We start from the raw sequence: 14035 nt of genomic DNA, 5'->3' as shown, positions 1-14035 counted from the left end.
TATTTTAAAAATCAAATTTCACTCCCATTGTAAACCTTGGTCTGTAATATTCAGCCTGTGCGGTTCTGCTTGGGATTCCCTGGTAGTATCTTAACGGCTGGTTCGTCAGATTATTGGCTTCTGCAAAAACTCTGATCTGGCTGGTAATCTTGTAGGAAGCATTGGCATCAAGGAAAAACTGTTTGTCATAATAACGGTCATCAAATGCCTTGCCACCAAGCTCATCAATATAATGAGAAGCATAATTCATGGAGATTCTTGCTGAAAAACGTTTGTTTTCCCATGATAAAGATCCGTTGAACATATGAGGGGCAGCTCCAGGAAACCCTACATCTGTTCTTTCAATGCCTTCTTCATTAGTAATTCCTTTTGCTTTGGATTTAGTGTAAGTATAGTTGACATACACTCCAAGTCCTTTCCAGAAAGCTCCGGGAATGAAATCAAGCTGTCTTTGTAGAGCAACTTCAAACCCATAAATATCTACATTGTCACCATTACGCTGCTGGGTAAATTTCCAGTTGCTTTCTCCGGCCGGAATTGGGTTGGTTTGTCCCGCAAAATCATTGGCAAAGTCGTTCGCGGTATAATTTCTTTTGGAATACGTATAAATGAAATCGTTAAGATTTTTATAGAAAACACCTCCGGAAAGAATCCCTACAGACTTGAAATATTTCTCTGCCATGAAATCAAAATTGTAGGCATAGGTTGCCTTCAGATTCGGATTTCCTGCTGCAACAATTTCATCTTCCGAAATAACATTCAGATAAGGAACTAAAGAATAATAGTTAGGGCGGGCAAGAGCGGTAGTAAATGCTGCACGAAGTACAAGATCCTGCACCGGAACATATTTGAAGGAAATATTCGGAAGGACATTGGTATATGTATTGGTATTATTGATTTGCCCTACCAAATCCTTCTCATTCATGACATAATTTCCGGTGTAATCAATCTGGGTTGTTTCAATACGGGCTCCAACGATCATCGATAGTTTATCATTAAAGTCCTGATCCCAACGGATATAACCTGCATAGATCTGCTCCTTTGCATTGTAGTTGCTGGAAAGATACTTTTCAGGTTTCAGCTTACCGTTAAATAAGGTTGGATTGAATAAATCCAATCCGCCAAGGAAAGAAGGATCAACAAATGTTCCCGGAACATAATTTCCCGGCTGGAAGTTTTCACCATTAAGGTGTATGGTTGGCACCGATAAAAGGCTTCCCATATTGTTTACAGGTGTAAAAGCATAGAAATCATTTTCTCTTTCCTTTTTCTTCAAACGCATGCGGAAACCGGTACGAAGACGTCCTTTTTGCCCATCAATCACGGAAAACGGAAAACGTACATTCACTTTTGCTCCCAACTCTTTTTCCTGGGTAAAGTTATTGGCATCCGAGAGATCACTCAGTTTATAGCTTCCCAGATTGTCTGCTGCGAGAAGGTTGATCACAGGTTTCTCAGGATTGCTAAGGTCCGGAGAGAAGTTCATCTTGCTGTTTTCAAACTCAATATAACGCTGATGAGGCTTATCTTCACTGGCGATGGCGTAATTGACAGCCCAGTCGAGATCCACTTTAGCTCCTAATAAATGTTCTCCTCTTAAAGCATAGTTCTGAACTTTTTGTTTTTCCAGACGGGTATTATCATTATCGGCATCACCTCCTTTATTCTGTCTTGTGATACTTCCTTTCCAGTCTGTAATCTCAGTTTCATCAGCATTATAAACAGGTTTTATTTTATATCCTAAAGCAAATCTGGTTTCCTTATCATTCCTGAAGTTGTACATGGCAGAAGCGTAGATCTTGTTTTTGGAATTGAATTCATAATCCATATTAAGATCAAAACTGTGTCTGATACGGTGTTCATTATAATAGCGAACTCCCATTTTGCTTACATAAACCGTTTGGGCAAGATCATTGGCCTGGCTCCATACGGGTTCTATATTATCCGAACCAAAATTGTTGTTGTTATAGGAAAAACTGAATACAGCACCTAATTTCTTATCCAGAAAACGGTTTCCATACACAAATCCGGCGGTATAATTTCCTTTTTCACGGATGGGATTGTATCCTCCGGCAACGGTTGCGGAAATTCTCTGGCCGTTCGGGGAAGCTCTGGTAATCAGGTTGACAGAACCTCCGATGGCATCGGCATCCATATCCGGAGTTAAAGTCTTATTAACTTCTATAGTAGAAATCATATCAGAAGGAATCAGATCCATCTGTACATTACGGTTATCTCCTTCAGCAGACGGAATCCTGTCACCATTCAGCGTAACGGAGTTCAGATTGGGAGCAAGCCCTCTGATAATAAGATTTCTGGCTTCACCCTGATCATTTTGTATCGTAATTCCCGGAACACGTTTCAAAGCATCTCCGATATTGGCATCCGGAAAGCGTCCGATCTGATCAGAAGAAATCACATTGGTAATATTGGCGTTATTTCTTTGTTTATTCAAGGCTCTTGCCTGATTTTTCAGAGTCGCTCCCGAAACTACAATGGCTGCAATTGATGTCTCTTTCTTGTCAAAAATAATATTCTGACGGGTGTTTTTTTCAGGTTCTACCGTTACAGTATACTCATGCACGCCATAACCCAGGTAGTCGATTTTCATGGTATAACTTCCCGGAGGAACATTCAAAAATACAAAGTTTCCGTGCTCATCCGAAGTGGTATATATATTTCCCGGGCTTAATGAGATCTTGGCTCCAGGCAGGGCTATCTTTGAATCATCATTGATATTTCCGGACAAAGAACCGTTTTGCGCATAGAAAAAAATAGAGGCACAAAACAAAACAGACGTAAAAATTTTCTTCACTTTTAATATTTTAGATAAAAATAACAGCAAAATTAAACGTCTGTTTGGTAAATGCGTTGAAGAGAAAATTAAGAATATCTTAAGAATTGTTAATATAGTGGGATAGAGCTTATCTATCTTTCAGAACCTAAATTCTTCTCAACAGCATTTCCCTCTACGAGCAAAGTCAATTCATTACATCGTATAATCTGATGGTTCCGGATGGTAAATTCTGCCAATACTTTATGTACCACCTTACTTCCATCTTTTAGGGTGGATTTTGCTATGTGGTGGGTAAATATGATATTCCCATTTTCAGCGTGACTGATGATATCAAGCTTTTGTTCAGCCACTTTTTCTTTCAGTTTTCTGATGTGAAGAACAAATTCATCATAAGTAAGCTGAGAATGATCAACAATCTGAATGTATTCTTTTGAAAAATATTTCTCAATTAATAATTCGTCAAATACCGGATTTTCCAGTACATCGTTGAATAACTGCCGGATAAAATGCTTCATAATTTTATTATTTTGAAGCAAAATTACCTTACAGACTCATGACTGAACGATAACAATTGTAAAGAAATTACCTACGGTTGCGTATTCTGCTTAATGAAACACTTGTGATTCCGAGATAAGAGGCAATATAATGCTGTGGAAAGCGTAGAAGAAGCTCCGGTCTGTTTTTGAGAAGCTGCTGATACCTTTCCTGAGGTGAATCTCTGATAAAAGAAATCAGCCGTTTATTAATTTCACTGAAACGTTTGTAAAAAAGCGGCTGGAAAGTGTGCTGGAATTCCTCATTTTCCATGAGTTTATGAAAAGTTTCAGCGTGTAATTCATAAACAGTGGTTGATTCCAGAGTTTCAATAACAAAATCGCTGGGATTGCTATTCAGGAAGCTGTCAAACGATGAAACAGCCTGGTTTTCTGTTATAAATTCCAGGGTAAGTTCTTTTCCATCCTGATAGAAGAATACTCTCAATGCTCCTTTTTTTACCAGGAACATCTTATCAGAAATTTTCCCCTCTTCAAGCAGGATCGTTTTAGCAGGATAAGTAACTTCAGTGGATAAATGAAGGTCAGCTTTCAAAAAAGAATGAAGATCCGGAATATGCATGGCCGAAGGATTAATGGGAGTCGTTCAGGAGATCCTCTACGATCATTTTAGATTTTTCAATCAGTTCATTCGATCTGTAAAGCTGGCTGGTCAGTATTGAACTTTCAAAAAGAAGATAGATATGGGCTGAAATCATATCGTTTTGGATATCTTCATTGAAGGATTCTCTCAGTTTAATTTTATGATCCCGGATTACCTTGTGGATATCTTCCTTATCTGCAGGAATTTCCGACAAAATATTCAGAAAGCTGCATCCCCTGAAGTCTTCTCTTTCATTCATATGGATCAGAAAATCAAAGGATTTCCGGAATTTTTCCTGCAGTGTTTCTGCTTCAGATGTGAATTTTTCAAGTTCGGACACCCAGTAATCATATCTTTTATTAAGAAATTCTATACAAAGATCATCTTTAGATTTAAAATGCTGGTAAAAGCTTGCCTTGGATACATTAGACTCCTCAATGATTTGATTGATGCCCGTATTGTTATAACCTTGTCTATGGAAGAGAACCATAGCAGTGCTTATTATTCTTTCGCGAGGCTTAGGCATAATGTAAAATTTTTACAAATGTAAATAAAATATGAACAGACTGGTAGGTGTTGGTTTTTAAATAAATCCTTTTGTATAATATAACTGAATAACAAAGAAAAGTAAGGTAAAAAACCATACGATATAAGGATGATAAGTGAAGTTATTTTTCAGAATATAATGCAACGCTTTGAAAAGCTTGAAAATTCCGATAATTCCAATGATAATAAAAACCAGAAAAGCGAAAAAGAACAAATATTCTCTTGTTCCATAATTACTTATCTTGTCCAGGCTTTGTATGTAAGCATTTACATTCAAAGTTTGTCCCAGAAACATAGCCGAGCTGATTAATATAAAAAAAGGAGTAGAGGTATATACGGTTGTATAAATAAAAGAAAATAATAAGGTCCGGAAGGTGACGGTATTCACTTTTTCTTTTTTGTACCATAATATGGCAACGGTGAATACTACCGCAGTAATATTATTCATCAAAAATATAAAGAGCGCTTTTTCTACCATACTGAGCCCTTTGATCTTTGAAATAATATTATGCTCACCACCATAATCCATTAAAAGAACAGAGACAATCACAGAGGTATAAACAGACAGTTTGATAGGAGAAAGGTAATCGTGAAAACGTTCAGTTTCTTCTTTTTCCATCTCGTGAGCAGACAGGTCATAACATCGGCGGGGATCCTGAAACAATTTGAATATGGTTACCGGAACCAATAAGATTTCAATAATAATTTGCAGGCACAGCTTCTCAAAGCTATCGATTAATTTTTCAAACATATATGTGTATTTGTATTAAGGGAACGTTTTGCAATTTAATTATTTTTTGCAATACATCTCAAAAGTGAATAAAAAAAGTGGATGATTCTGAACGAATCATCCACCTTTATTTTATTTTGGCAGTCCTTTTTTCAAAGCGATATGGGCTTTTTCTACTGCTTTTCTTTCTTTCCAGTCCATATACCTTTTTTTGTATCTGGCTTTCATGAAGTTATCAAAATTACGCTGAACAGCAAGATTCCATAGGGAATGTGCTTTTACAGCCCAGCTTTTATCCCAGGCACGCAGGGAAATAGAGAAAGATCCGTCCAGATATTTCATCCAGTGCCACCAGCCTGTAGGCATGAACAATGTATCTCCGTGTTCCAGAAAACATTCAATGCCTTCTATACCGTTCAAAGCCGGAAACTTTTCAAAGTCAGGATTGGCAATATCATAATCTTCCAGTGCATAGGTAGCATAAGGAAGCTTATACAGACGTGTTTTCCATTTGTATTCAAACAGAAGTACATGCTTTCTTCCGTTGAAATGGGTGTGGAAAATATGCGGCATGTCGATATCGTAGTGAAGGAAAGTCACAGACCCTTTGCCTCCGAAAAACATACTGGGATATTTATCTAAAAATCCACCCATAAGATTCTTTGGCGGAACATAATCGTCTAACAGTTTCGGAGCAAATTTTATAGGATCAAAGAAGAAAATTCTCAGATCTGTAGGCTCTCTCTGGATAAGATCAACATAATCACGAAAAGGCATTTTTGTAGTCGGAGTATTGATAGGAGCGGCAGGATCTGCTTTGGAACTATCATAAAGGGGAACTTCAACATCGCCTACTACTTCTTTCATGTAATCCATCGTCCATTTCTGATAAGCGGGCCACTTTCTTGCCATATTTCTGATTACCACCGGCTTACATGGCTTTAGATATTTTTCACGGAAATCTTCTTGTGAAATGTCATCTACAATATCAATTGGTTTAAGGATTATTCCCATTCGTTCAAATTATTAAGCTAAAGTATTAAATATTTGTGATAAAAAGATGGAAAGAATTAAAATTATTTGGAATTAATATAAATAAAGAGTAAAATGTAGATTTACACCTTACTTTTTTGGAGTTATTATGATGAGGATGTTTCTGTTATTCTTTTAATTCTATTGTGTGCAAACGATAGGCGATATTTGTAGAATACAATAATTGTATGTATCATTGTTGTATTAAAAACAGTCATGAAGCGTATTTCGACCATTATTCTTTCGCTTGTATTTGCAAGTGCTTTTTCACAGAAATCAACAAGGATTTTTACTTCAGATATTGATAATTTTTGGATGGCTTATGACAGTATTCAAAAAACAAATGATTATTCCGGAAAGCTTGATCTTATCAAACGACTCTATACTGGTAAAGCAACAAAGGGCTTAAAAGCTTTTATGGATGCCAGAGATTATAACGATAGTATGTATGTAAAAGTTATTGAGAAGTATCCTAAATTCTGGAATTCAGTCAGACCCAATACCTTAACAATAAAAACCAAAACCCAAGAGCTGGAAGCAGGTGTTGCCAGGTTGAAGCAATTGTATCCTGAACTTAAAGATGCTGAAATGTATTTTACAATTGGGGCACTTAACTCTGGCGGAACTGTGAGCGGAAATATGGTATTGGTAGGTGCAGAACTTGCCACCGGAACAGGGACTACAGAGGTCTCAGAATTTGAAGATGAATGGTTGAAGGGGGTTTTTGCCAACCAGTCTCTGGATAATATCGTTTCCCTGAATATTCATGAATACATCCATACCCAGCAGGCCGGATATCAGAACAGGGTTTTAAATCAGGCTATCAGGGAAGGATCATGTGATCTGATTGCCGAACTTGTGATGAATGAACCTTTGAAAAGGAAATATATTTCATACGGAATGGCTCACGAAGCTGAAATTAAAGCTCAGTTTAAAAAAGAAATGTTTAGCGGTAATCTTCCGAACTGGTTTTATAATGGAAGACAAAAAGGAGAAGGAGCCGATTTAGGGTATTATGTGGGGTATGAAATCAGTAAAATGTATTACCAGAATGCAAAAGATAAAAAGCAGGCCATCAAAGATATTATTGAGCTGAATTATGATGATAATAAAGCTGTTGAAGATTTCCTGAGCAAATCAAAATTTTTCAAGGAAAAAACCGCTGATCTTTTGAAAGAATATCGTAAGAAGCAGCCATATGTTGTAAAAATAGATCCTGAAAATGGCTCTGCGAGCGTAAGTGCCGATACAAAAGAACTCCGAATTACTTTTTCACAGGAAATGGTTCCCGGATACTATTCATTCAATCTTTCTGATAAAGGAAAAGAATATATGCCGATGACCAAAGTGAAAGGAATGGAAAATAATGATAAAACGTTGGTCTTGGGAGTAGATGTAAAGCCTGGCAAAGAATATGAATTTATACTCACCAATAAAAGTTTCAGGTCTAAAGAAGGATACCCTCTGAAAGATGAAAACTTGGTTATAAAATTTAAAACGAGGGAAAAATAGTTGGATTACAAATGAGTGATAACCAGATTTTACGTACAGCTTTAATAGTTTGCTTTTTGCTTATTGTTACTTCTTTCAGGTATAACAGAAAGTTTGGGACAGTAAATGTAATCCTTTTCTGTTTATGGGGTTCAGTCTTATATTATCATTTGTTGTTTGACAGCAGTGGTGGAGCTGGATTGGTATGGTGGTTCTTTATGCTTGTCTTCTGTGGAATTCAGATGCTTGTACTCGTGCTATATTTTATAATAAGAACGATTCGGAAAAAGGTTCAAAAATAAAAGCTGTTTTGCTCTCTCTATTCATGGGTTCTCTCTGTAGAAGAAATCTTTCCATTCATTAGAAAATCATTATATTCGGCTTCGTAAAAATAATGATATGCAAGTATATGAAGGGATTTCTGTGGGGTTGTACCTGTTATTAATGATAGGTATAGGCATATATTCTTATAGAAAATCAACAAGTAATTCAGAAGAATTTTTAATTGGCGGCCGGAAAATGGGAGCTGCCGTAACAGCATTGTCTGCGGGCGCAGCCGATATGAGCGGATGGCTTTTGATGGGAGTACCGGGGGCGATGTATTTGTCCGGAATTTCAAGCTCCTGGATTGCGATAGGGCTAACCATTGGAGCTTACCTCAATTATATTATTGTAGCCCCAAGACTCAGAATTTATACCGAAGTGGCACAGAATGCCATTACGTTACCTGTATTTTTTGAAAACAGGTTTAAAAATAAAAATCAGCTCCTGAAAATTACATCGTCTATTTTCATTCTGGTATTTTTTACCCTGTACACTTCTGCGGGAATGGTATCGGGAGGAAAATTATTCGAATCTGCTTTCGGAATGGATTATACAGCGGGCTTACTTCTGACAAGTCTGGTGGTAGTGCTGTATACATTTTTAGGTGGATTTCTGGCTGTAAGTCTTACAGATTTCGTGCAGGGCACCATCATGGTCTTGGCATTGGTGATTGTTCCGATTGTAGCCATTACCCAGATCGGAAGTGTGGGCGAAACGTTTTCTCTGATTGAAGCAAAAAATCCAAAATATCTGGATCTGTTCAGAGGAACAACGACTGTAAGTATTGTTTCTTTACTGGCATGGGGATTAGGATATTGCGGTCAGCCGCATATTCTGGTACGTTTTATGGCCATTGATAAGCCGAAAGATCTGATCAAAGCAAGACGCATCGGGATTACATGGATGATATTTACTGTTGCAGGAGCTTTGGCCATTGGATTGGTAGGAATCGCTTATCTGCAAAAGTTCGATATGAATACCATGATGAAGTTTGACGGATCAAAGACGGAAGCAGAAACTATTTTCATTTATTTCTCCCGTATATTATTTCATCCGTTCATTGCAGGATTTCTACTTACAGCCATTCTTGCAGCGGTAATGAGTACGATTTCCTCTCAGTTATTGGTGACTTCAAGCTCATTAACAGAAGATATTTACAAAGCTTTTCTGAATAAAAAAGCAACTCCTAAGCAATTATTAATAGCAAGCAGGCTTTCTGTTTTACTGGTAGCCGTCATTGCGGTACTTTTATCCCTGGATCCAAAGGATAGTATTCTCAATCTGGTGGGAAATGCATGGGCAGGTTTTGGTTCTGCATTCGGGCCACTCATCCTGCTGTCGCTTTTATGGAAAAAAGCAACATGGCAGGGAGGTTTTGCCGGAATGATGGTAGGAGGAATCACAGTATTAGCCTGGGTTTATCTGCAACATCCGCTGAAAGACTGGTATGAAATTATTCCTGGGTTTACGCTTTCTCTGTTGACCAATGTGATTGTTTCGTTATCAACCTATAAGCCTGATCCTGTCATTGAAAGCGAATTCAATGAAGTTCAAAAGATCATGCAGGAGTAATATGGAAGCTTTTCAATGATACAACAATAATATACCCTTGCTGGACAGCGGGGGTATATTATTTCCATTTTTCCCAGACTATTATATTTTTATTCGTTTTAAAAAAACTTCCATTTCATGGAAAGCTTTGCTTTTTATTACAACTTAATGTCTGTTCCTTTTAACAAGCAGTACAATAATGGCAAGAACAAGACCGGCAATACTTGACCACATTACATTTTCTATACCATAACGGTCAATCCAAAAACCTCCCAAAAGAGTACCTGCAGTAACCGCAAAATTCCCGCAGGAAGTAAAAATACTGTTGATGAACTCAGAGGTCTCTGATGAGGAGGACGTTACATTGATATTGCTGATCAGAAAACCTCCGGAATGAATAAGCCCCCAAAAGGTTACAATCAAAATCATCGGTATAAAATAACTTCCGTAATGCCCAATCAGAAGGTGGATTCCGGATAATAAAATCAGGAACACAAAAGTAGTCTGAAACGGAAACCTGCTCATATATTTTCCTGCAATTCTGTTTCCTGCAATTCCTGCGGTTCCAAACAGAAAAAATAGTATACTGATCTGTTTCCCGTTCATTTGGGTGACATTCTTAAAAAAATCTGCCATATAACCATAAGTTGAATACATGGCTGCAATGATGAAGAATGCCAGAAAAAGCCCGTTCCATAGATGTTTATTCCGGAATATTTTAATGGGAAATTTATCTGAAGATGCTCTCGTATTCTGAATGGATGGCAGATAAAACCATACTCCCGCCAGAGCAACTCCATTAATGGAAGCGGTAAGTAAAAAAGAGGACTGCCAGGAAAGCAGGCCAGATATAAATGTTCCCAATGGCACTCCTAAAACCGTTGCCAGTGTAAGCCCGGAAAAAATAATACTAACAGCCCTGGATTTCTCTGCAGGATCTGAGGTTTGCCCGGCGACAGATAAAGCAATGGACCAATATACCGGATGAAAAAATGCAGGAATCATTCTAACGATGAGAAGGAGATAAAAATTGGTAATAAATGCAGACAGGATATTGGCAGCAACAAAAACCGATAAAGAAAAAATTAATAAGCTTTTCCTTTTGAAAGAAGACAATATAAGAAGCATGAAGGGCCCGAAAACAGCAACGATCAATGCAAATGCACTCAGCAGCCATCCCGCTTTTTCAATGGAAACCCGGAATGCGGAAGCAAGTTCGGGTAATACTCCAATCACTCCGAACTCTGTAGTGGTAATTCCGAAAACACCTAGTGCCAGTACATAAAGATTTCTGTTCATATTCATTATTTTTTTTGCAAATTTGCAGAATAGACTATCAGGAAACTATATACTTACCTTTTAGTTCTATACTTACCTTTTTGAAAGTGTCAATCTAAAAAACGTTGTTATGCCTGAATTTTTCCATGATAAAAGACTGTATTATACTCCTATTGAATTTGCATTAAGTCATATCGGCGGAACATGGAAGATGCCGATTTTGTGGAGACTGCAGGAGAAGCCACTCCGTTTTAGCGAGCTTAAAAAGGATATTCCTCATATTACAGATAAAATGCTCACCAGTCAGCTGCGTGAGCTGGAAGCTAAAGAGATGATTCACAGGGAAGTATTTCCCGTAATTCCTCCAAAAGTAGAGTATAGTCTTACAAAGAAAGGAGAGAAAGCCATTCCGGTTATTGAAACTATCATGAAATTTGGTTACGATCTGATTAAGGATGAGGGAATTGTTTTTCCGCCTAAAGAATGATATCACTTCATTTTCTGTTACATAAAGCTTTTTTCATACCTTCACCATAAAATTGATCCAACAGTATGAAGCTGAAATTAGGGATATTAGATCAGTCACCCGCCACCATGGGCGGCAGTGCGGCATCTGCATTGAAAAACAGTCTTAAGCTTGCTGTAATGGCTGAAGAAACAGGGTTTCACAGCATCATGTATTCCGAACATCATGGAGTAGAAGCTTATGGAAGTTCCAGTCCCGAGCTTTTAGCTGCAATTGCTCTCAGTAAAACGAACCGGATCAAAATAGGAACTGCCGGAATCATGATGAGAAACTATTCTGCCTATAAGATTGCGGAATGGACCAAAATGTTGTCAACTTTATATCCTGAACGTTTTATTCTTGGACTTGGAAAAGCTCCCGGAGGATTAAAAGATGCTGTCATGGCACTGAACAATCATAAACCGGTAGTGTTATCCAATATGGAAACCAAACTGGAAGAGATCATTCAATTCATAAAGGACGAAGAAGGAGTTTATAATGGACTTATTGCACAGCCGACTCATGTACAGCATATTCCGGAAATTATGTGGCTGGGCTCAGGAATGACCTCCGCCCGGGAAGCTGCAAAGCATGGAGTTGGATATTCATTCGCTGCTTTTATGAATAGTGAGAACGGAAAGGAAAATACAGATGCTTATCTCAGAGAATTTGACAGAACACAATATTTTTCCCAGCCTTCTCTGCAGGTTGCCATAGCGGTATCGGTAGCAGATACAATAGAAGATGCCAGACGGAATGCTTACGGAATGGCCTATCAGTTTTTACAGTCCCGGAAATTAGAAAGCCCCAACGTGGTTCTTTCTCCGGAAGTGGTAGAACAGAAGATTCTGGGAACAAAGAATGAAGAAGAATTCTTTACAGTTTTGAACAGAATTATTATAGAAACACCGGAATCTGTTAACCAGAGATTAGATGAAATTGCCCAAAAGTACAATACCGATGATCTCCTGATATTGTGTAATATGTACCGGGAAGAAGACCGCATCAACACGTATAAAAGTATCATTAAAAATAACAGATAAACTCCGCAGTATGAAATTCTGCTGTATGATGAAGTTTTATACTATAATTCAAACCCATGAAACAGAATATTTCAACATTCTATATCATTACCGGAGGTCCCGGAGCAGGAAAAACAACTTTGCTGGATGAATTAAGCCGCCGTGAAATGATAACTGTACCTGAAGAAGGAAGGAGAATCATTAAAGAACAGATGAATTCCGGTGGAGAAGGGCTTCCATGGCTTAACAAAGAACTTTTTGCAGAACTGATGTTCGAAGAATCCGTAAAAACCTACCTGAGAATAAGTCAGACAACTTCTGCAAAACCTGTTTTCTTTGACCGTGGAATACTGGATACACTTGGTTATATGAAACTTGAAAATATTGCTGTTCCGGAATCTATGGAGGTTAAAGCAAGAGAAATGATGTATCATAACAATGTTTTCATTCTGCCGCCATGGAAAGAGATTTACGAAAATGACCCTGAAAGAAAACAAACCTTCGAGAAATCTATGCTTACCTTTGAATGTATGAATGAAATTTATCAGGAATATGGTTACAATATCATAGAAGTCCCGAAAATTTCAGTAGAAAACAGAGCCCGTTTTATCCTTGACAGGCTCATATAAAGTATCATCATCACCTATTAATTATCACTCATCAATTATCACTCATCAATTATCAATTATCAACTATGAACCATCTTCCTTTTGAAAAAGAACTGATCGAAATGGCTGACAAAGACCTGTCCGTAAGAGAAAAACTATTGCTGGCTGGAGAATTATCCGGAGGCTATCATCCCGAAATGGAAAAGATCCATAGAGCCAATGCACAACGGCTGCGGGAAATTATTGCAGAAATCGGTTATCCTACCATCTCAAAAGTAGGTGAGGAAGCTAGTGATGCAGCATGGCTGATCATCCAGCATGCTATCGGCGAACCCGAATTTATGAAAACAAGCTACGCTATGATGGAAAAGCATTGTAATGATATTAATCCTATCCATACAGCCTATTTATACGACAGAATTCAGGTTTTTCAGGGTAAACCTCAAAAGTATGGTACTCAGCTGACCTCTGACGGAATAATGTATCCCGTAGAAAACAAAGAAAAGTTAAATACAGAACGCGAAAAGGTAAATCTGCGGGTCCTTTCCGAATCAGATATCAATAAAATCCCCGAGGTCCAGGACATTCCGGAAATTGATAGCAAAGACGCTGAATATACCGCATGGAGGAAAAAAACAGGATGGATTTAAGACTCTTTTAATAAAGGTCTCGGATCAAACAGAACTTTTAAAGTACGGATCTTTCCATCACTTGATGTGATACCATCCCGAAGATTCTATTGTTTTTTCTCCCATATCAATATTGTACCAGAAACAAACATCTTCACCGGAAGTAAAAGTCTTAAGAATCTCATACTTAAACTTCATCTGCTTCATATCTTTGATGTAAACAGAGGCTCCTTCTCTCTTTCCCATTACCCCTATAAATTTAAAATCAGGATCAAGACAGCTTTCTGCCTTATCGAAATTTTCTTCGTTTAGATATTGGATAAATCGTTCTGCTGTGTTTTGCGTTGTATTGTCCATAATATTCTGTTTATTGCCTATACAAAAT

General features: G+C 37.7%; 14 protein-coding genes. 6 read left to right on the top strand and 8 right to left on the bottom strand.

Annotation, left to right across the window (positions count from 1 at the left end; translation table 11 throughout):
• Nucleotides 1-4 precede the first annotated feature (4 nt).
• From AC5YGI_RS15530 to AC5YGI_RS15505, 6 genes are all read right to left on the bottom strand, one after another.
• The gene (locus AC5YGI_RS15530) at nt 5-2815 is read right to left on the bottom strand and encodes a TonB-dependent receptor (RefSeq protein ID WP_446106166.1); all 2811 of its coding nucleotides are present in this window, start codon (nt 2813-2815) and stop codon (nt 5-7) included.
• A 113-nt stretch (nt 2816-2928) separates the two neighbouring features.
• Nucleotides 2929-3312, bottom strand: a complete 384-nt coding sequence (locus AC5YGI_RS15525) for a hypothetical protein (RefSeq protein WP_446106165.1) — start codon at nt 3310-3312, stop codon at nt 2929-2931.
• Nucleotides 3313-3379: 67 nt separating this feature from the next.
• A complete protein-coding gene (locus tag AC5YGI_RS15520) occupies nt 3380-3913 on the bottom strand; it encodes a Crp/Fnr family transcriptional regulator (RefSeq protein WP_446106164.1) in 534 nt (177 codons plus the stop codon).
• Between the two features lie 10 nt (nt 3914-3923).
• On the bottom strand, nt 3924-4460 hold the full coding sequence (locus tag AC5YGI_RS15515) for a TetR/AcrR family transcriptional regulator (protein WP_330746008.1): 537 nt from the start codon (nt 4458-4460) through the stop codon (nt 3924-3926).
• A 57-nt stretch (nt 4461-4517) separates the two neighbouring features.
• Nucleotides 4518-5231: a hypothetical protein gene (locus AC5YGI_RS15510; RefSeq protein WP_446106163.1), complete on the bottom strand. Its 714-nt coding sequence runs from the start codon at nt 5229-5231 to the stop codon at nt 4518-4520.
• A 111-nt stretch (nt 5232-5342) separates the two neighbouring features.
• Nucleotides 5343-6224 carry a cupin-like domain-containing protein gene (locus AC5YGI_RS15505; RefSeq protein ID WP_330746010.1) on the bottom strand — a complete coding sequence of 294 codons (882 nt, stop codon included), beginning with the start codon at nt 6222-6224 and terminating at the stop codon, nt 5343-5345.
• Between the two features lie 234 nt (nt 6225-6458).
• On the opposite strand from AC5YGI_RS15505, the gene AC5YGI_RS15500 reads away from it, so the two are divergent.
• A complete protein-coding gene (locus tag AC5YGI_RS15500; RefSeq protein ID WP_496168943.1) occupies nt 6459-7754 on the top strand; it encodes an Ig-like domain-containing protein in 1296 nt (431 codons plus the stop codon).
• A 378-nt stretch (nt 7755-8132) separates the two neighbouring features.
• Nucleotides 8133-9629, top strand: a complete 1497-nt coding sequence (gene putP / locus AC5YGI_RS15495; protein WP_496168941.1) for a sodium/proline symporter PutP — start codon at nt 8133-8135, stop codon at nt 9627-9629.
• A 144-nt stretch (nt 9630-9773) separates the two neighbouring features.
• Here putP and AC5YGI_RS15490 read toward each other — a convergent pair whose 3' ends face one another.
• A complete protein-coding gene (locus AC5YGI_RS15490) occupies nt 9774-10907 on the bottom strand; it encodes an MFS transporter (RefSeq protein ID WP_496168940.1) in 1134 nt (377 codons plus the stop codon).
• A 109-nt stretch (nt 10908-11016) separates the two neighbouring features.
• Between AC5YGI_RS15490 and AC5YGI_RS15485 the strand changes: the two genes are divergently transcribed.
• The 4 genes from AC5YGI_RS15485 to AC5YGI_RS15470 all read left to right on the top strand — a co-directional run bounded on the left by AC5YGI_RS15485 (nt 11017) and on the right by AC5YGI_RS15470 (nt 13671).
• Nucleotides 11017-11373 carry a winged helix-turn-helix transcriptional regulator gene (locus AC5YGI_RS15485; RefSeq protein WP_110009755.1) on the top strand — a complete coding sequence of 119 codons (357 nt, stop codon included), beginning with the start codon at nt 11017-11019 and terminating at the stop codon, nt 11371-11373.
• 65 nt (nt 11374-11438) lie between these two features.
• Nucleotides 11439-12434, top strand: a complete 996-nt coding sequence (locus AC5YGI_RS15480) for an MsnO8 family LLM class oxidoreductase (RefSeq protein ID WP_496168938.1) — start codon at nt 11439-11441, stop codon at nt 12432-12434.
• Between the two features lie 56 nt (nt 12435-12490).
• A complete protein-coding gene (locus tag AC5YGI_RS15475) occupies nt 12491-13042 on the top strand; it encodes an AAA family ATPase (RefSeq protein ID WP_496168937.1) in 552 nt (183 codons plus the stop codon).
• A 65-nt stretch (nt 13043-13107) separates the two neighbouring features.
• Nucleotides 13108-13671: a DUF6624 domain-containing protein gene (locus AC5YGI_RS15470; protein ID WP_496168936.1), complete on the top strand. Its 564-nt coding sequence runs from the start codon at nt 13108-13110 to the stop codon at nt 13669-13671.
• A 57-nt stretch (nt 13672-13728) separates the two neighbouring features.
• Here AC5YGI_RS15470 and AC5YGI_RS15465 read toward each other — a convergent pair whose 3' ends face one another.
• On the bottom strand, nt 13729-14007 hold the full coding sequence (locus tag AC5YGI_RS15465; RefSeq protein WP_496168935.1) for a nuclear transport factor 2 family protein: 279 nt from the start codon (nt 14005-14007) through the stop codon (nt 13729-13731).
• Nucleotides 14008-14035 lie beyond the last annotated feature (28 nt).

It is taken from the genome of Chryseobacterium sp. CS3K3.1, from assembly GCF_059515165.1.
The sequence above is the reverse complement of the archived record's forward strand: the minus strand, read 5'-3'. Positions and strand labels throughout refer to the sequence as shown.